This window comes from Arthrobacter sp. NPDC080031 (assembly GCF_040702485.1).
Taxonomy (GTDB): Bacteria; Actinomycetota; Actinomycetes; order Actinomycetales; family Micrococcaceae; genus Arthrobacter.
Map to the genome: position 1 here is coordinate 293,339 of NZ_JBFBLA010000001.1, position 16,937 is coordinate 310,275.

Sequence of the window (16,937 nt, forward strand, 5' to 3'; positions counted from 1 at the left end):
TGGCGCCGACGAGTGTGTCTGTCAATCGTGGTTCTACAGATTGACCTTCAGAGACAATAGCATCCGCTGGACGTTGGCGAATTCCGAACTCTGGTCAACGTACTTGGCGGCTTGGTCCAAGGTGTCAAAGGACTTCGCGGGAGCAACCACTTCGTCCGTCGCGAAGGCATGCACGGCAGCCATATCCCCGAAGTAGTAGTTGCCCTTTCCTGCCGGCCCCACCACAACGTTCCGTAGCTGGCAGGCCTGGCCATCGGATCCGGCCACCAAGTTGGTGATGCCGTACGAACCGAAGAATTTATACCCTTGGATGACCCGGAACACCACATGTGGGGGGATCGTGGAATCACCGTCCGCATGGGGAAGGTCAATGGGCACGCTGCTTACCACCACGTAGGGACGCTTGGCGGCCGGATTGCAGTCGGCTGGACTCGCCGAGGGCAGTCCCGTGTGCAGGGTCGCCAGATACCCGCCCTTGGCGTCTTTGACCTCGATCTTCAGGGCGCCCGGCATCGAACCTGCGTCAGGCGTGACCGATTGCGCAATCCAGTCACTGGGAAGGTCGAAGCTGACCTTCTTGGCCGCATCCGAGTAGGTCTTCCACGCCGCCGCGGTTGCTCCCGCCGTCGCCGTACTTCGTGCGGAGGGGCTCCCCGAAGCGGTGGAGCCGCCCGACGGCGGGGCCGTACTGGAGCCCGACGGCGTCGCGCTCCCGGGTGCCGCACTGTTGGACCCGGCAGTCCAGACGGGTCCGCCCTTGCCCTCGGAACTACAGCCGGCCGTGGCGACCACGATGAGCGCGCCGAGGACGACGATTGAAAACTTCAACGGGATCCGCTTTGCTCTCATGCGCACCAGCCTAGCGGCGCCGGGCCGCCGCCCGTCCGTCCGGATCGGCGTTTCGCACGCACAAACCCGGCCGATGCACGCCGCTTCGGCCCGCGTCGTAGGACTAGGCTGGACGCATGGCTCCCGATCAGCTTGATGAGGACGAAAACAATGTGGCGGACATCTCCGCCGTGGACATCGCAGACTGGCGCTTGCGCACCTTTGCCCTGTACGACGACGTCCGCAAGATTGCGATGGACGATCCTTTCCAGGCCCATGTCTACTGGCGCCAGGAACGGGACCGCATGTTCGGAACCCATCCGGCCTCTGCACTGACTCCCGCCAGCAAGCAGGCTTTCTCGGGCCTGCGCACCGCGGACTACGATTCCCGGTTTCGCCGCTATGCCGCCCTTTCCCCGGAAGGCGCGGGCCAGGAGATGAACGTCCAGACCGGAACCGACGGCGTGGTGCCGTTTGTCCGAATCGGCACCTTCGACCTCGACGAGCTTGGCTCATTGGCCGTGTGGCGGCTGCGCAGCTACGGCGGCGGTATCTTTGTGCCCTTCCGCGACGCCACCGCCGGCAAACCGGGTGGAAGCTACGGCGCAGGACGGTACTTGTTGGACACCATCAAGGGAGCCTTCCACGGCCTTCGGGGATCCGGGCAACAGGAGTTCGTGCTCGACTTCAATTTCGCCTACAACCCGTCCTGCGCCTACAACGAGGCCTGGGCGTGCCCCCTGGCCGGGCCGGCGAATCGCCTGGCCGCGGATATCCCTGTGGGCGAGCTCTACCTGCCCGTCTAAACCGGGCCGTCCAAGCAGATCCGTCCGAGCCGGGCCGTCCAAACAGATCCGTCCGAACAGGGCCGTCCGAATAGGCGCAAGGACGTAGGATGTCTTCATGACTTCCTCACGTCCACGCCGGATCGCCCGCGTCCGCCCGCTCTCGCCCATCTCACCGGACGAACACTTCTTCGTCGCAAACGACGCCGCCGACTTCGCTTCCGCAGAAGGCCGGAACTGGACTGTGGTGGACAGCCCATTCCCCGGCTCGCCGGCAAATGGCAGAAGTGCCGGGCGGCCCGGGTGGGTTGGAGGCGCCGAGGTTTCCGAGGATGCGTTCACGTTCCTGGCGCCCTCTGTTCCCGCCAACGTGTTCGGCATGGCGCACAACACCGGCCAGCCGGGCCGTGACCTGCCCGCGCAGGCGTTCCACAAGGCCGCCACAAGTGTCATCGGACCGGGTGACGCCATCGAACTCGCCTCCGACGTCGGCTACGTAGACCCCGAAGCGGAACTGACCGTCGTCGTCGGCCGCAAGGTCCGTGGCCTCACACTCGATAACGCCCGCGACGCCATCCTCGGTTTCACGATCGGCAACGACGTCTCGGCGAGGGACCTGCAAAAGACCGACGAACTGTGGATCAGCGCGAAAAGCCAGGACACGTTCACTCCTGCGGGACCGTGGATCGTCACGGACCTCAATGACGGCGATCTTTCGATCGGCATCGTGCACAACGGCAGGGAATTGCGCTCGGCCAGCACCGCGGATCTCGGATGGAAAGTGGACGAGATCCTTGTCTACCTGACCTCGTTCATGACCTTGCACCCCGGCGACCTGGTCCTCACGGGCTTCCCTGCCGAGTGCGCCAGGATCGAGCCTGGAGACCTTGTAACCTGCCGGATTGAGGGCATTGGAGAGCTCAGCAACCCCGTTGTCGCAGCGTCTTGGGAGAAAATTCCCAGCTTGATATGACAGGCTTGGGGCATGGAGCCTCCTGCCGTGCCGGCCATTGAGACGCGGCAGACGTCCCTTTACAGGCCATACACAGGCACGCGCCGCAAAGGCGTGCTGCGCTATCCGGTAGTCAGGCAGCTCATCCGTTTCACCGGCGTCGGGATCATCTGTACCGTTACCTCCCTGGCGCTGTACGCGCTTTTCCGGCCGTGGATGGGACCCCAACCTGCCAACGCCGCGGCCCTGATCATCACCTCTCTCATGAACACGGCCCTGAACCGGCGGTTGACCTTCAAGATCAGCGGCAACCGGAAAAGAACACGGGACCACCTGAACGGGCTGATCGTGATCGCCGTGGCGCTGGTCATCACGGGCGGGAGCCTGGGCGTGCTGCATGCGTTCAGGCCCGAAGCCACCCTCGCCGAGGACCTCTGGACCACCACGCTGTCCGGGTTCGTCGCGACGGCCGTGCGGTTCACGATGCTGCGGCACTGGATTTTCCGCAGGGCCCGCCACGTTTGATTGACTGCCGGTTTCCCAACTAGCTCACAGTAGATGCCGTTTTGAGCCTTCTAAACGACGTTAAATGCGAGCTAGTTGGGGTGGGGACGGTCAGCGGCGACCGAGCCCCTGAACGCTCCCGACGGCGGCAGCCACCGCTTCCGCGGCTTGCTCCAGTTCCGCTGACGTCACCGTGGAGTCGAAGCTGAAACGGACAGCTGTGTGGGCCACCTCGGGCTCGATTCCCAAGGCCAGCAGGACCGGCGAGGGAGCGTCGGATCCAGCGGCGCAGGCCGATCCGCTCGAGCACACCACCCCGAGCCGCTCCAACTCAAGCAAGACCGACTCCCCGCTCGTGCCGGGGAAGCAGAAGGACGCAACCGACGGCAAGCGCTGCGAGGGGTGGCCGGTCAGCACTGCACCCGGCACGGCCTCAAGGACCGCGCGGATGAAGGCGTCCCGCAACTTCGAGACGCGCCCGGCCAGTCCGGACTGTCCGGCGTGGGCAAGAGTCAGTGCCGTGGCCAGCGCAACAGCCCCCGCCACGTTTTCCGTCCCGGAGCGCCTGCCCCGCTCCTGGCCGCCGCCATGGACCAGCGGCTCAACGCGCAACCTGCCTTTGGCATAGAGCACGCCGCTGCCCTTGGGCGCCCCGAGCTTGTGGCCCGAGATACTCATGGCGTCTACTCCGAGTTCCTTGACGCCTATCGGTAGCCAGCCGGCAGCCTGGACGGCGTCCGTATGGAACGGCACGCCATGTTCAGCAGCCACCTCCGCGAGTTGGCGCACGGGCTGCACGGTCCCGATCTCGTTGTTCGCATACATGATGCTGACGAGGGCTGTCTCCGGACCCAGCACAGCCCGGAGCGCCTCCGGCGTCACCACACCGTGCCGGTCCACGGGGACCACGTCCACCTCGAACCCATGGACGCGTTGCAGGTAAAGCGCGGATTCCTCGACGGCGGGATGCTCTATGGCACTGATGACAACCCGGTTCAGGGCAGGATCCGCCGCCCGCCTCGCGAGGGCGATGCCTTTCACTGCCAGGTTGTCTGCCTCGGTGCCTCCGGAAGTGAAGGTGATCTCCCCGGGCCGGCAACCCAGGGACTTCGCTACCGCCGTGCGGGCCCCGGACAACGCGTTCGCAGCCGCTTCGCCGAGGCTGTGATGACTTGAAGGATTGCCGAACTCCCCCGTCAGATACGGCCACATCGCTTCGAGGACTTCCCTGCGGACGGGCGTCGTCGCCGCTGCGTCGAGGAAGATCATGGCGTCAGCCGAGACCCAAGGAGGGGTCCGGCGTCACGTCGAGCGTCACGTCCAGGCCCAGATCCAGCGCATTGACACTGTGAGTGAGTCCGCCGATGGAAATCACGTCCACTCCCGCGGCGGCGATGTCCGCCACGGTGTTGACGTTGACGTTGCCGCTCGCCTCGACGACGGCGCGGCCAGCCACCTGCCTCACGCCGGCACGGAGCTCCTCAAGGGAAAAGTTGTCCAGCATGATCGTGTCCACCCCGGCCGCCAGCACGGGTTCGATCTGCTCGGCCCGGTCCACTTCCACCTCGAAGTGTGTGGTGTGGCCCAGCTGGGCCTTGGCGGTCTTGAGCAGTGCAGTGAGTTTCGCGGAATCGCCGCCGGTCATTACGGCCAGGTGGTTGTCCTTGGCCAGAACGGCGTCGGAGAGGCTGTAACGGTGGTTGGCTCCCCCGCCGCAGCGCACGGCGTAGCGTTCGAGCACCCGCAGCCCGGGGGTGGTTTTCCGCGTGTCAGTAATGCGGGCCTTGGTGCCATCGACCAGCTTGACGAACTCCGCGGTCTTGGTGGCTATGGCGCTCATGCGCTGGGCAAGGTTGAGCCCGACGCGTTCGGCGAGCAGCACCGAGCGCGCGCGGCCGCTGACCCGCGCGAGGTGGGTTCCGGCGTCGAACGCTTCACCATCGGCCAGCAACAGCTCCACTTCGGTGTCCGGGTCGATGAGCAGCATGGCGTCACGGAACACCGTCCCGCCGCTGAAGACCCCTGGAACCCGGGCATTGAGTACGGCGGTTGCACGGGCCTCGGCGGGAATGAGCAGCTGCGAGGTGATGTCGCCGCTCGGCGCGTCCTCCGCGAAGGCCCGCTCCAGAATGTCCCGGACAGGTGCTGCGGGGAGGGTCAGACTAGTCATTGACGAGGCTCGCTTTCCGGCGGATCGTGTATCTCTGAACAATTTCTTCGCGTGGGGTTTCAGCCGCGTCACTGCGGTAATGCGCCCCGAGCGACCCCCGGCGCGCCCCCGCAGCCCGCACCAACAGCTGCGCAGCGAGGAGCAAATTGGCATCCTCGTGCACGCGCGGATCCACGGAATCAGGAACCGCTTCAGGGCGTACGACGTCGGCCCAAGCGTCGAGTGCCTCGGCAGCCTCCCGGAGCAACCCCCCGGTCCGGAGAACCCCCGCCTTGGCAGTCATAAGCCGCCGAAGTGCGGTCCGTGAGAAGGGCTCGGGGACCAGCTCGGGCTGCCACACGGTGAGGCGACCTTCGTCTGACGGTGTCCCGGCAGCGTGCGTAAAAGCGAGGCCGCCCGCGGCCGAGTTAGCACGCAGAGGGATGCCGTCAGGCGACGCCAAAGGCGACCCGGCGTCGGGGTCTGCAAGGAACCCCTCGACAGCCCGCCGCCCGAACACGAGCCCTTCGAGCAAGGAGTTGCTAGCCAAACGGTTCGCGCCCTGGACCCCGGTGCAGGCAACTTCGCCGGCCGCAAGCAACCCAGGAACGGAAGTACGGCCGAACAGATCGGTGACTACTCCTCCCATCCAGTAGTGGGCGGCGGGGGCAACCGGAACGGGCTCGAGGGTCCAGTCGAGGCCGGCCTCGCGGGTCCGTGCGCTGAGCGTGGGGAAGCGCTTCTCAAGGAAGCCCTCCCCCTTGTTCGCTTCCGCGACCCGGGCGTCAAGGAAGACGTGGCCATTGGGATCACCGAGTGAAGCCAGGTGGAGGGCGATGCTGCGGGAGACGACGTCGCGCGGTGCCAGTTCGGCGTCGGGGTGGTAGCCGGGCATGAATCGCTCGCCGTTCGCATCCACCAGGATGGCGCCTTCGCCGCGGACCGCTTCGGAGATGAGGAGCGGATCTGCGCCGAGGGGAGCTGGTCCTCCGGCAGCGGAGAGGACCATGCTCGTGGGGTGGAACTGGAAGAACTCGAGGTCTGCGAGTTCAGCGCCTGCCCGCCATGCGAGCGCGAGTCCGTCGGCCGTTGCGACCGAGGGATTGGTCGTCTGGGCGAACAGCTGCCCCGCCCCGCCGGTGGCGAGCAGTACGGCATCACCGGATACGCTCCCAAGGCGGCCGTTGCGCAAAAATTCGACGCCTGTCACGCGCCCTTCGGACTGGATCAGGGAAGTAGCCCGGGCATGTCCGAGCACCTGGATTTTCCCGGCGTCCTGCGCGTCTAGGACCGCCAGGATGAGCGCGTTCGCGACCCCGGCACCGGTGGCGTCTCCGCCGGTGTGCAGGATCCTTGGCGCGGAGTGGGCGGCTTCGAGTCCCAGGGCGGGATCGCCGTCGTCGTCCGCGTCGAAACGGACACCGAAACGCTCGAGCCCCATGATGTCGAGGCGCGCTTCGGTGCACAGCACCCGCACGGCCTCCTCGTTGCAGTGGCCCGCGCCGGCTTTGAGGGTGTCCGCGATGTGCGCGGCGACGGTATCGCCGGGGGCGGGCTCGTCCAGCACAGCCGAAATCCCGCCCTGGGCAAAGAAGGTGTTGCTGTCCGCAAGCGCCCCCTTGCTGAGCAGGACGACGTCCGCACCGGCCTCGGCGGCCAACAGCGCGGAGTAGAGGCCGGCGATGCCGCTTCCGACGACGACGAGCCGCCGCCGCGCCGGAGCGCCGGGAATGCGTTCTGCAGTCATGTGAGGCTCGTTTCGACTGGTTGGTACGGGGTGTGGCCTAGAGCGGCCGTGCTGCGAGCATGCGTTCGAGGGCGATCTTGGCGTTGTCCTTGACGGAGTCGTCTACCGTGATGCGGTTGACCACGCTGCCTTCCACCAGTTCCTCGAGTACCCAGGCGAGGTAGCCGGGGTGGATGCGGTACATCGTGGAGCAAGGGCAGATCACCGGGTCAAGGCAGAAGATGGTGTGCTGCGGGTTCTCCGCGGCCAGGCGGTTCACCATGTTGATCTCGGTACCGATCGCGAAGGTGGTGGGCTCGGTTGCGGCGGCGATGGCCTTCTTGATGAAGTCGGTGGAGCCTGCGCCGTCGGCCGCGTCGACAACCTCCATGGGGCACTCGGGGTGCACAATGACGTTCACGCCCGGGAATTCGGCGCGTGCCTTCTCGATCTGGCCTACGTTGAAGCGCTTGTGGACGGAGCAGAAGCCGTGCCAGAGGATGACGCGGGAATCCTGCAGGGTCTGCTCGTCGTTTCCGCCGAGCTCCTTGCGGGGGTTCCACATGGGCATCTGCTCCAGGGGCACGCCGAGGGCCTTGGCGGTGTTGCGGCCCAGGTGCTGGTCAGGGAAGAAGAGGACCCGCTGGCCGCGTTCGAAGGCCCATTCGAGGACCGTCTTGGCATTGGAGGACGTGCAGACAATGCCGCCGTTGCGTCCGCAGAAGGCCTTCAATGCGGCCGAGGAGTTCATGTAGGTAACCGGGATGACCGGGGCACGGCCTTCGGAATCGGGGGCGGTCCCGAAGAGCTCCTCGAGCTGTTCCCAGCATTCCTCCACCGAGTCCTCGTCCGCCATGTCCGCCATGGAGCAGCCGGCGGCCAGGTTCGGCAGGATCACGGCCTGGTCCCCGCTGGACAGGATGTCCGCCGTCTCGGCCATGAAGTGCACGCCGCAGAAGATGATGGCCTCGGCGTCGGGCCTGGTCAGGGCAGCGTTGGCAAGCTGGAAGGAGTCGCCCACGAAATCCGCGTACTGGACAACTTCGTCGCGCTGGTAGAAGTGGCCCAGGATGACGGCCCGGTCCCCCAGCGTCTCCTTGGCGGCGCGGATCCGGGCGTCGAGCTCGGCGTCGCTGGCCAACTTGTACTCTTCGGGCAACTGGCTTTGGCGTGGCGTGGCCGCCGGGGCGTCGTCGGAGCTGGACGCGCCGGGACCGTAAGCCGGGATGCCGGCGAGGGCTTCAGCGAGGTCGTACTCCCACGGGCCCTTGGCCAGAGCGGGGCTGCACGTCGAGCCGGCCGCGGAACGGCCGCTTTCGGCTTCTTCCCGCGTGATCAGCTGGATAGCTGTGTTGACGCTGCTCATGGTGTACTCCTGTTGTCTGGCCCGAGTCCGGGCGTTCCGGTGAAGCGGTAGAGGCGGGGCGGGCGGTGTTTTCCGCCTTGGAGATATTCACCGGTTTCCTCGATTTCCGGTGTTCCCTTGATTTGCCGGCGGAAGTTTGCCGGATCCAGCTGACGGTCCAGGACAGCCTCGTAGACTTCTCGGACCTGTGCCAGGGTGAAGAATTCACCCAGGAAGTGATAGGCGATGGACCCGTAGGCCATCTTGTTGCGCAGCCGCCACAGGGCGTAGTCCACGATCGCGTTGTGGTCGAAGGCCAATTCCGCGAGCCGGTCTGCCCGGAACCAACGGACGTTCTCGGATTCGTCGGCCAGCGCGGCTTCCGTGGGCTGCACGAGGGCCCAGTAGACGATTGAGACGACCCTTTGCGCGGGCGAGCGGTGCAGGCCGCCGAAGGCGTAGAGCTGCTCGAGGTATTGGGGAGCCAGCCCGGTGGTCTCGCGCAGGTTCCGGGACGCGGCATCCTGGAGGGATTCGTCGTGCCGAAGCGGGCCGCCGGGCAGTGCCCACATGTCTTTGAACGGTTCGCGGATGCGGCGCACCAGCGGCAGCCACAGCGTGGGTCGGCCGGAGCTTTCACTCGGGCGGAGGGCGAAGATCACCGTCGATATGGCCAACGACGGCGGCGCGAGCCTGCGCTCTGCGACATTGGCGGAGGTGGCGTAGACGGTATTCACCCCGCTTCTTTGCTGTAGGGACGAGAAAACTAGTTATAGTCAAAATGACTAGAACTAATGGTACGACTGCCGGTGCACAGTGTCCAAATGTTTCAGCCCGCGTTCTCCTTGGCCGCAGCTTCCAGGAGGGGCAAAGTGCGGCCTTGGAAATGGGTATTCAGCACAATCACCGAGGACGAACGGAGCACGGTCTTCGTGGCGATGAGCTTGTCCAGGACGCGCTGCAGGTCCGAGTTCGACTTACCCACCACCCGCACCATGAGGTCCGAACTGCCGGAAACGGTGTGCACCTCAATGAGCTCGGGAATAGCGGCCAGAGCTTCGACGACGGCGTCGTGCCCCCGGTCCTGGTTGATGGTCAGCGAGCAGAAGGCGACCACGGGATAGCCGAAGCCGGCAGGATCCGGCTGCGGAACCCAGGGCGCCACCACCCCGCGTTCGGCCATCCGGTCCAACCGGGACTGGACCGTGGCGCGGGCGACCTTCAAGACCCTGGATGCCTCAAGGACAGACGCCCGCGGGGAGTCGGTGAAAAATCGGACAATCTTGGCATCCAGCTCGTCGACAACCATCAGTTTTTCCCGCTTCCGCCCATGAGCTGTACAAATCGGCACTCCATGCGAAGATGTTGCACCAGCTTGTAACCATCCTCTCACGAGTGTTTTTCGCCACTTTCCTTCGGAAGCGGTAAATTCGGTAAGTCCTACGAGGACCAGCTGACAAAACATCCACAAGAAGGCAAACACGAATGACAACGAAGTCCACCGCTGTTCGACCCTCCATTCCTTCGCAAGGCCTGGGCCACTCGATGAAGCCGCGCCAGCTCACCATGATGGGCCTGGGCAGCGCCATCGGCGCGGGACTCTTCCTCGGCTCGGGTGCCGGAATCCACGCGGCCGGCCCGGCAGTACTCATCTCCTACCTTGTGGCGGGGACCCTGATCATCGTGGTGATGTGGGCACTGGGCGAGATGGCAGCCGCCAACCCCAACAGCGGCGCCTTCTCGGTCTACGCGGAAACGGCCATGGGCAAGACGGCCGGATCCACGGTCGGCTGGCTGTGGTGGCTGCAGCTGGTGGTAGTCATCGCCGCAGAGGCGCTCGGCGCAGCAGGGCTGCTGTTCTCCGTCTGGCCGGTCATTCCTGTCTGGGCGCTGGCGTTGGTGTTCATGGTGGCCTTTACCGCGATCAACCTCGCCGGGGTCCGGAACTTCGGTGAGTTCGAATTCTGGTTCGCCATCCTGAAGGTCGCAGCCATTGTTGCCTTCCTCGTCATCGGCGCGGCATTGCTGTTCGGCTGGCTGCCCGGCGTAGCTTCCCCCGGCCTCGGAAACCTGACCGGCAACTTCGCACCGTCCGGCTGGTCCGGAATTGCGGCGGCGCTCTTCGTCGTGATTTTCGCCTTCGGCGGCACCGAAATCGTGAGCGTGGCTGCCGCGGAGACGCAGGACCCCGCACACAGCGTGGGCAAGGCCATCCGCACGGTGGTGTGGCGCATCCTGGTCTTCTACATCGGTTCGGTCTTCGTCATTGCAGCAGTGCTGCCCTCCGATTCCGAGGGCTTGAAATCACCGTTCGCCGGTGTCCTGAACCTTGCCGGCATCCCGGGAGCCGGCGCGGCCATCACCCTCGTTGCCGTCGTGGCCCTGCTTTCAGCGCTCAACGCCAACCTCTATGGTGCCTCGCGCATGGTCTTCTCCCTGTCTGAACGCGGCGAAGCGCCGGCTTTCCTGTCGCGTCTGCGCGGCGCACAGGTGCCCGTGGCCGCCGTCGGGGTTTCCGTTGCTTTCGGCTTCATCGCCACCATCCTGGAACTGCTCTTCCCCGAGCACGTGCTTCCAGCCTTGCTCAACCTCGTAGGCTCCACCTGCCTCGTGGTGTGGGGCACAGCACTCGTGTCCCAGTTCATCCTGCGGCGCCGCGCCGACCGCGAAGGAACCGAACTGCCGCTTCGGATGAAGGGCTTCCCTTTCCTCACGGTCTTCGGACTGGCACTGCTTGCCCTGATCTTCGCTGTGGGCTTCTCGAATGCCGAGAGCGCGGGCCAGCTGATCGGCACATTCCTGTTGATCGCATGCATCGCCGTGGCCTGCAGGATCGGCGCGAAGATGAAGTCCGCCCGAAACGCCTAAGCAAACCCAACCGTCCCCACCGCCACCCTCGCCTCGCAAGCTCGGCCAGGGAACCCTGGCGGCGTGGGCCCCAGCAGTTGTTGTCGTTCTGAGCTGTCATAACGACAACAACTGCGAGTTACTTGGGAGGTGCACAAATTGCTACGTGTTCCCCCGGGGAAGCTGGCAGTCCATGGCAGTTTGACTAGCCTCGAATAGGCGGATTGCCTACGATCCGAACAGTGACTACGGTCACGTCCATGGACTCACTTCTTCCCGTCGTGGCCGCAGCCGACGCCGCGCCCCTGTCCCCCGGACAGCTCAGGGAGCTCTATTCCCTGATGGCTGCCGTCCGATACCTGGATACCTCGGCTGTCGCTTGGCAGCGTCAGGGGATCATCCCCGGCTACGCTCCGGAACTCGGCCAGGAGGCCGCCCAGGTCGGCAGCGCCTACGCCCTCGACACTGCACGCGACTTCGCTTTTCCGACATACCGCGAAATGGGCGTCGCAAGGACCCTGGGCGTGGACATGGTGGCGTACATGTCCACCCACAAAGCAACGTGGCACGGCGGCATGTACGATCCCCTGGCAAGCCGCCTCGCGCCCATCCAGGCCGTCGTGGCAGGCTCTGTCCTTCATGCCGTCGGCTGGGCCCACGGCCAGACCCTGAGCGGCGGGCACGGAGTGGCCCTCAGCTACTTCGGCGACGGCGCTTCCTCCCAAGGCGATGTCCACGAAGCCATGAACTTTGCCGCCGTGATGAAAGCCCCTGTTGTCTTCTTCATCCAGAACAACGGCTGGGCGATTTCCGTGCCCACCGAACGGCAGGTGGCTGGCGGCTCGGTAGCAGCACGGGCCGCCGGCTACGGTATCCCGGGCATTCAGGTAGACGGCAACGATGTTGTCGCCGTCTATGAGGCCACCCGCAACGCCTTCGCCCACTGCCGCGCAGGAAACGGTCCGGTTGTAGTCGAGGCCATGACCTACCGCCGCGGGCCGCATTCCACCGCCGACGATCCCGGCCGGTACCGGAGCCTCGACGACGAGCGCATCGATGCCGGCGCGGACCCGCTGGAACGCCTCCGCAAGCGTTTGCTGGCGGAGGGCGCAGCCGACGAGGCATTCTTCACCGCCGCCAACCAGGCGGCCCGGGCCGAGGAAGAAGCCATCCGCACCGGAATCGAAGCCCTCGGTCCCCGGCCCGGCAACGAAATGTTCGATTTCGTCTTCCAGGAAACCACCCCCGCCCTTGAAAACCAGGCCACCCGTTGGCGCGAGGAGTCCGAACATGTCTGAGAGCACCGCCGCCCTTCTTGAAACCGGGGCACGGAACGAACAATCCGTAAGCCTTTCCATGCAGCAAGCCCTCAACCGCGCGTTGAACGAAATCCTCTCCACGGATCCAAAGACCGTGGTCTTCGGCGAGGACTGCGGCCAATTGGGCGGTGTCTTCCGCATCACCGACGGACTGCAGGCCAAGCACGGAGAATCCCGGGTCTTTGACACCCCGCTCGCAGAATCGGGCATCCTGGGCATGTCCGTGGGTCTTGCCATGGCCGGCTTCCACCCGATTCCGGAAGTACAGTTCGATGGCTTCGCGTATCCCGCGATCAACCAGATCGTGTGCCAGATCGCCAGGATGAACTACCGCAGCCGCGGCACCCTGCCGATGCCGATCACGCTCCGGGTCCCCAGCTTCGGCGGCATCCGCGCCCCCGAACACCACGGCGAAAGCCTCGAGGCGCTCTTCGCGCACGTTCCGGGCCTCAAGGTTGTTTCGCCGTCGGACCCGCACGATGCCTACCACCTGCTCAAGTACGCGGCCTCGCGGCCAGACCCCGTGATCTTCATGGAACCGAAGTCCCGCTACTGGCAAAAGGGCGACGTCGATGCGTCCGACGGCGGTACCCTCACCGGCGCCCGCATTGTCCGGCCAGGCCGCCACGTGACGCTCGTAGCCTGGGGTGCCATGGTGGCCCGGTGCCTGCAGGTCGCCGAACTGGCTGCGGAGGACGGAATCGACGTCGAGGTCCTTGATCTGCGCTGGCTCAAGCCGATCGACGCCGAAGCACTGGCGACTTCCGTCGGAAAGACGCGGCGCGCCGTCGTCGTGCATGAAGCTCCGCTGACCTCAGGGCTGGGGGCCGAAGTGGCCCAACTCATCACGCAAAGCTGCTTCGACACGCTCAAGGCGCCCGTCGAACGGGTCACCGGCTTCGACGTACCGTATCCCTCCGGCGACCTGGAGGACGAATACATTCCTAACATTGACCGCATCCTCCTGGGGATCCAACGAGTACTGGAGTATCGACGTGGCTGAAATCAGCTTCCCCCTGCCCGATCTTGGCGAAGGCCTTATCGAAGCGACCGTCCTGGACTGGCTGGTCTCCCCCGGCGACCAGGTGGAACGGAACCAGCCGCTCGTGGAGCTGGAAACCAGTAAATCCGCCCTCGAGTTGCCGAGCCCGCAGGCGGGTAAAGTGATCCGTATCCACGGCGCGCCGGGCGAGACCATCAACGTCGGTGAGCCGCTGGTGGTGTTCGAGGTGCCGGACAATACTGCCGGCATCGTGGGCACCGTTCCCACGGATGACGCACCGAAGCGCAGGGTCCGCCTGAGCGCTGTACTTGATGAGGACTGACACCATGACCGGCAGGCACACGGAAGAGCACATCCACACGGTGGAGGGAACAGATCCGCATCTGTTCGTGGAAGTCCATGAGCCTGCCGAAGGCACCGACGCGGGGCTGCGCCCTATCCTGCTGCTGCACGGTTTCTCCTCGTCCACCAAACTCAATTGGGGCGACACCGGCTGGATTTCCACGCTCAAGTCTGCCGGCCGGCGTGTGATCACGGTGGACCTTCCAGGGCACGGCCGGAGCAGTTCGCCCGAGGACCTGGACTCCTACTCCCCGAGCCGGATCCGCGCGGACCTGCTCCAGATAGTCGCCGACGCCGGTGCGCGCCCTTTGCGTGCAGGTGACCCTGCCAGCGGGCTCGACGTCATCGGCTATTCTTTGGGCTCCCGGCTCGCCTGGGAATTCGGGGCAACCCAGCCCGAACTCGTCCACCGGCTGGTGTTGGGCGGCCCCAACAAGGAAGACCCCCTGGCGTCCTTCGATCTCGCGGCAGCCCAGCGCTACCTCGCGGACGGCACACCCATTGAAGACGAGTCCACCGCAGGCCTGCTCAAGATGGCACAACTCTTGCCGAGCAACGATCTTTTTGCGCTCTTGTCCCTTATCGAGGCCATCAAGGGCGAACCATTCGATCCTGCCGAAGCCGTGCCCCACATGCCGATGCTCCTGGTGGCCGGCGAAAAGGACGAACGCGCCGTCACCATGCCGGAGCTCGCTTCGATCGCTTCCCGCGGCGGAGGCTTGGTTGAACAACTGCTCGTGCCGGGGCGGAACCACAGCAACGCCGTGACCAGCCGGGTTTTCAAGGATGCAGCGGTGGCGTTCCTCGGCGTCTAAGTGGTAGTGGAGCGGCGTGGTAGTGGAGCGGCGGCGTTAGCCGGCCAGCCGCTCCGCATTGAGCGTCATGCGCTCCAGCACGCTCACGGCCATGGCGTATTCGTCGATACCTATCCCCATCGAGAGGTCCCGCCGGGATTCTTCAACGAGCCTTTGGGCTTCCGCGTGTTTTGCGTGGCCCAGTTCGCTGAGGCTGATGCGATCGTCCACCATGACGATCATGCCGCGGCCTACCAGCGCGGCGAGTTCGCTTTCGCGCCGTCGCGTGTCACCGCCCCAAAAAGGGTTGAGAATTCCGTCAAGATCCTCGGGGCTGAGGGGTGTCTCGGCCAGGACATTGAGGGTCTGCCACTGCCTCCGGCTGAGTTTCGACCTCGCCAAGGTGCTGTCCAGATGCGCCTCCAATGCGGCATCAAGGCGTTTGGTCCAGTAACCGATGGGCTTGTTCACATGGCCCATCGTGGCAGCGCAGGGCGATCCCGGCAACAACGGTAGGCTTGATTCAGCGCTGGATTACGTGGAAGTGGGACGAATGGGCATGCGTTTCAAGGACCGCGCGGACGCCGGACGCCGCGTGGCAGCGGGGCTCCCGCAGCTCCGGAAACGGCCGGACACCATCTTGTTGGGCCTCGCCCGCGGTGGGGTTCCCGTGGCGGCCGCTGCCGCCGTCGAGCTCTTCCAGCCTTACGGCGCCATTCTGGTGCGTAAGCTCGGCATCCCGGGGCGTGAAGAAACAGCGTTCGGCGCCCTGGCCTGGTCCAACGGCAGGATCGTCCGCATACTCAACCGGCCCCTCGCAGAACGCATGCTGCGGCACGGAATCACCCAGGCTTCGCTTGATGCGGTGGAGGTTCGCGAGCGGGGAGAACTCCTGCGGCGCGTGAAGACCTACCCGGGTATCAACTTCAACCTCTCGGGCAAGACCGTGGTCCTTGTCGACGACGGACTCGCCACGGGTGCCACGATGCGTGCCGCCGTCGAGGCCGTCCGCGCGGGCGGGGCGGCAACTGTAGTGACCGCCGTTCCCGTGTCCTCCCTCGAAGCCCAGGCGTCCATCAGCCGGGTGTGCGATTTCATGATGTGCCTGCACACGCCGGGCAAGTTCCACGCCGTGGGCGCGTTCTACGAGCACTTCGAACAATTGACCGACGACGACGCGGTGCGGCTTTTGGAGCAGGCGGGGTAGTTCGCGAGCTGCTTTCTTCACAAGGTCGCTGACCCTGATTACGACGCAGTCTGGTCAACGGACAAGAATCAGCCGCGGGTGATCGAGGGCAGGCCCTGGGCCAGGGGGAAATTTCCGACGGCGTTTTGACGGCCGCTCGCCCCGACGGCCCGATGGATGAGCCTGGCGAGGGACGGTGACGGGCCCACGCCGAATTCCTGCCTCAGATCGGCAGAGTAGCTCTTGTACGTGCGAAGGGCGGAGACGAGGTCGCCAGAGGCGAGGTGTGCCTGGATCAGCAGCCGGTAAGAGGACTCCCGGAACGGTTCCAAGGAGATTGCCACGGTGGTGACGGCCTTGGTTTCCTCGGCATTTCCACGACTGAGGTGGTATTCCGCGATGGAGTCGAGGGCTGCTGTCCGCACCATCCGGAAGCGTTCCTGCTCGGCCAGGATCCAGTCCTCGTACCACCCCGGAAGAAGCTCCGCCGTTCGCAGCCGTTCCCACCTTGGGTACCAATCGCTCAGCTCGGAAGCCGGGGCGTGGAGCTCGTATTCAAGATCGGTGATATCAACGCGTACTTGGCCGCTAAGAGCCACGGAATCATCGGTGGTTCCGTCGGCATCAAGCAAGCCGGGGAGCTCGTGATTGATGTGCCAGATGCTGACCCTGAGTCCGACCGCCGCCTGGGCATCGGAGGAGTCGGGCCAGAGAAGTCCGGCGAGGAACGTGCGCGGCCGCTCGCCGAGCAGGGCCAGGGCGGTGATAAGGCGTTGCTGCCGATGCGCTACTTTCTGCCGCCGGCCATCCCTGCTCAGTGTCCAACCGTTGAGCAGGGTCAAGGACCACTGCGGATCTGGTGATGAAACCACGTCTCATACCCCAATCGAACGTCGGATTTCTGGTGCGCAAAACGTTACGTCGCCTGAGAGTAGCCATCGTTGACTGGCCCGGTCACGAGTGGCCACTACCTGAATCAAGGATCGCTAACGGATGTCCTACTTACTCGTAATCGATTTTGTTCCCGCTCGCCTTGGAAGCCCTCCGACCCGAATCTTCCACACCAAGGGACACGCCTGCTTGTAACGGTGCTGTAACGGGTTCGGTCCCATGCTCATGCCAACATGCACCTGACCTGGCGCGTGTAACGGCGAGCG

General features: G+C 65.1%; 18 protein-coding genes. 9 read left to right on the top strand and 9 right to left on the bottom strand.

What is annotated here, in order from left to right; genetic code table 11:
• Positions 1-33: 33 nt before the first annotated feature.
• Positions 34-849 carry a hypothetical protein gene (locus tag AB0323_RS01340; RefSeq protein ID WP_366175782.1) on the bottom strand — a complete coding sequence of 272 codons (816 nt, stop codon included), beginning with the start codon at positions 847-849 and terminating at the stop codon, positions 34-36.
• A gap of 116 nt (positions 850-965) precedes the next feature.
• Between AB0323_RS01340 and AB0323_RS01345 the strand changes: the two genes are divergently transcribed.
• From AB0323_RS01345 to AB0323_RS01355, 3 genes are all read left to right on the top strand, one after another.
• The gene (locus tag AB0323_RS01345) at positions 966-1,634 is read left to right on the top strand and encodes a DUF1684 domain-containing protein (protein ID WP_366175783.1); all 669 of its coding nucleotides are present in this window, start codon (positions 966-968) and stop codon (positions 1,632-1,634) included.
• 97 nt (positions 1,635-1,731) lie between these two features.
• Entirely contained in the window at positions 1,732-2,586 is an 855-nt protein-coding gene (locus AB0323_RS01350) for a fumarylacetoacetate hydrolase family protein (protein ID WP_366175784.1), read from the top strand.
• Positions 2,587-2,598: 12 nt separating this feature from the next.
• On the top strand, positions 2,599-3,090 hold the full coding sequence (locus tag AB0323_RS01355; protein WP_366175785.1) for a GtrA family protein: 492 nt from the start codon (positions 2,599-2,601) through the stop codon (positions 3,088-3,090).
• Positions 3,091-3,180: 90 nt separating this feature from the next.
• Here AB0323_RS01355 and AB0323_RS01360 read toward each other — a convergent pair whose 3' ends face one another.
• The 6 genes from AB0323_RS01360 to AB0323_RS01385 all read right to left on the bottom strand — a co-directional run bounded on the left by AB0323_RS01360 (position 3,181) and on the right by AB0323_RS01385 (position 9,598).
• On the bottom strand, positions 3,181-4,338 hold the full coding sequence (locus AB0323_RS01360) for a cysteine desulfurase family protein (protein WP_366175786.1): 1,158 nt from the start codon (positions 4,336-4,338) through the stop codon (positions 3,181-3,183).
• Between the two features lie 4 nt (positions 4,339-4,342).
• Positions 4,343-5,239, bottom strand: a complete 897-nt coding sequence (gene nadC / locus AB0323_RS01365; protein WP_366175787.1) for a carboxylating nicotinate-nucleotide diphosphorylase — start codon at positions 5,237-5,239, stop codon at positions 4,343-4,345.
• On the bottom strand, positions 5,232-6,965 hold the full coding sequence (gene nadB, locus AB0323_RS01370) for an L-aspartate oxidase (protein WP_366175788.1): 1,734 nt from the start codon (positions 6,963-6,965) through the stop codon (positions 5,232-5,234). Before nadB ends, nadC begins: the two co-directional genes overlap by 8 nt.
• Positions 6,966-7,002: 37 nt before the next feature.
• Positions 7,003-8,310 carry a quinolinate synthase NadA gene (nadA, locus tag AB0323_RS01375; RefSeq protein ID WP_366175789.1) on the bottom strand — a complete coding sequence of 436 codons (1,308 nt, stop codon included), beginning with the start codon at positions 8,308-8,310 and terminating at the stop codon, positions 7,003-7,005.
• Positions 8,307-9,026, bottom strand: coding sequence for an NUDIX domain-containing protein (locus AB0323_RS01380; RefSeq protein WP_366175790.1), 720 nt, complete (start codon positions 9,024-9,026; stop codon positions 8,307-8,309). The genes nadA and AB0323_RS01380 overlap by 4 nt, the downstream gene beginning before the upstream one ends.
• Positions 9,027-9,118: 92 nt before the next feature.
• Positions 9,119-9,598, bottom strand: coding sequence for an Lrp/AsnC family transcriptional regulator (locus AB0323_RS01385; protein WP_241707452.1), 480 nt, complete (start codon positions 9,596-9,598; stop codon positions 9,119-9,121).
• A gap of 176 nt (positions 9,599-9,774) precedes the next feature.
• On the opposite strand from AB0323_RS01385, the gene AB0323_RS01390 reads away from it, so the two are divergent.
• From AB0323_RS01390 to AB0323_RS01410, 5 genes are all read left to right on the top strand, one after another.
• Entirely contained in the window at positions 9,775-11,157 is a 1,383-nt protein-coding gene (locus AB0323_RS01390; protein WP_366175791.1) for an amino acid permease, read from the top strand.
• Between the two features lie 239 nt (positions 11,158-11,396).
• Positions 11,397-12,434, top strand: a complete 1,038-nt coding sequence (locus AB0323_RS01395) for a thiamine pyrophosphate-dependent enzyme (RefSeq protein WP_366175871.1) — start codon at positions 11,397-11,399, stop codon at positions 12,432-12,434.
• Positions 12,427-13,458, top strand: a complete 1,032-nt coding sequence (locus tag AB0323_RS01400) for an alpha-ketoacid dehydrogenase subunit beta (protein WP_366175792.1) — start codon at positions 12,427-12,429, stop codon at positions 13,456-13,458. Before AB0323_RS01395 ends, AB0323_RS01400 begins: the two co-directional genes overlap by 8 nt.
• A complete protein-coding gene (locus AB0323_RS01405; protein WP_364533697.1) occupies positions 13,451-13,780 on the top strand; it encodes a biotin/lipoyl-containing protein in 330 nt (109 codons plus the stop codon). The genes AB0323_RS01400 and AB0323_RS01405 overlap by 8 nt, the downstream gene beginning before the upstream one ends.
• A 4-nt stretch (positions 13,781-13,784) precedes the next feature.
• Positions 13,785-14,615: an alpha/beta fold hydrolase gene (locus AB0323_RS01410; protein WP_366175793.1), complete on the top strand. Its 831-nt coding sequence runs from the start codon at positions 13,785-13,787 to the stop codon at positions 14,613-14,615.
• 36 nt (positions 14,616-14,651) lie between these two features.
• Here AB0323_RS01410 and AB0323_RS01415 read toward each other — a convergent pair whose 3' ends face one another.
• Complete coding sequence (locus AB0323_RS01415) at positions 14,652-15,065, bottom strand: MarR family transcriptional regulator (protein ID WP_366175794.1); 414 nt, start codon at positions 15,063-15,065, stop codon at positions 14,652-14,654.
• Positions 15,066-15,147: 82 nt separating this feature from the next.
• Between AB0323_RS01415 and AB0323_RS01420 the strand changes: the two genes are divergently transcribed.
• Positions 15,148-15,801, top strand: a complete 654-nt coding sequence (locus AB0323_RS01420; RefSeq protein ID WP_366175872.1) for a phosphoribosyltransferase family protein — start codon at positions 15,148-15,150, stop codon at positions 15,799-15,801.
• A gap of 68 nt (positions 15,802-15,869) precedes the next feature.
• Here AB0323_RS01420 and AB0323_RS01425 read toward each other — a convergent pair whose 3' ends face one another.
• On the bottom strand, positions 15,870-16,652 hold the full coding sequence (locus tag AB0323_RS01425) for a BTAD domain-containing putative transcriptional regulator (RefSeq protein ID WP_366175795.1): 783 nt from the start codon (positions 16,650-16,652) through the stop codon (positions 15,870-15,872).
• Positions 16,653-16,937: the final 285 nt, after the last annotated feature.

Coding starts and splice junctions, on each gene's coding strand:
- AB0323_RS01340 (WP_366175782.1), bottom strand. CDS start 849: ATGAGAGCAAAGCGGATCCCGTTGAAGTTTTCAATCGTCGTCCTCGGC.
- AB0323_RS01345 (WP_366175783.1), top strand. CDS start 966: ATGGCTCCCGATCAGCTTGATGAGGACGAAAACAATGTGGCGGACATC.
- AB0323_RS01350 (WP_366175784.1), top strand. CDS start 1,732: ATGACTTCCTCACGTCCACGCCGGATCGCCCGCGTCCGCCCGCTCTCG.
- AB0323_RS01355 (WP_366175785.1), top strand. CDS start 2,599: ATGGAGCCTCCTGCCGTGCCGGCCATTGAGACGCGGCAGACGTCCCTT.
- AB0323_RS01360 (WP_366175786.1), bottom strand. CDS start 4,338: ATGATCTTCCTCGACGCAGCGGCGACGACGCCCGTCCGCAGGGAAGTC.
- nadC (WP_366175787.1), bottom strand. CDS start 5,239: ATGACTAGTCTGACCCTCCCCGCAGCACCTGTCCGGGACATTCTGGAG.
- nadB (WP_366175788.1), bottom strand. CDS start 6,965: ATGACTGCAGAACGCATTCCCGGCGCTCCGGCGCGGCGGCGGCTCGTC.
- nadA (WP_366175789.1), bottom strand. CDS start 8,310: ATGAGCAGCGTCAACACAGCTATCCAGCTGATCACGCGGGAAGAAGCC.
- AB0323_RS01385 (WP_241707452.1), bottom strand. CDS start 9,598: ATGGTTGTCGACGAGCTGGATGCCAAGATTGTCCGATTTTTCACCGAC.
- AB0323_RS01390 (WP_366175791.1), top strand. CDS start 9,775: ATGACAACGAAGTCCACCGCTGTTCGACCCTCCATTCCTTCGCAAGGC.
- AB0323_RS01395 (WP_366175871.1), top strand. CDS start 11,397: ATGGACTCACTTCTTCCCGTCGTGGCCGCAGCCGACGCCGCGCCCCTG.
- AB0323_RS01400 (WP_366175792.1), top strand. CDS start 12,427: ATGTCTGAGAGCACCGCCGCCCTTCTTGAAACCGGGGCACGGAACGAA.
- AB0323_RS01410 (WP_366175793.1), top strand. CDS start 13,785: ATGACCGGCAGGCACACGGAAGAGCACATCCACACGGTGGAGGGAACA.
- AB0323_RS01420 (WP_366175872.1), top strand. CDS start 15,148: ATGGGCATGCGTTTCAAGGACCGCGCGGACGCCGGACGCCGCGTGGCA.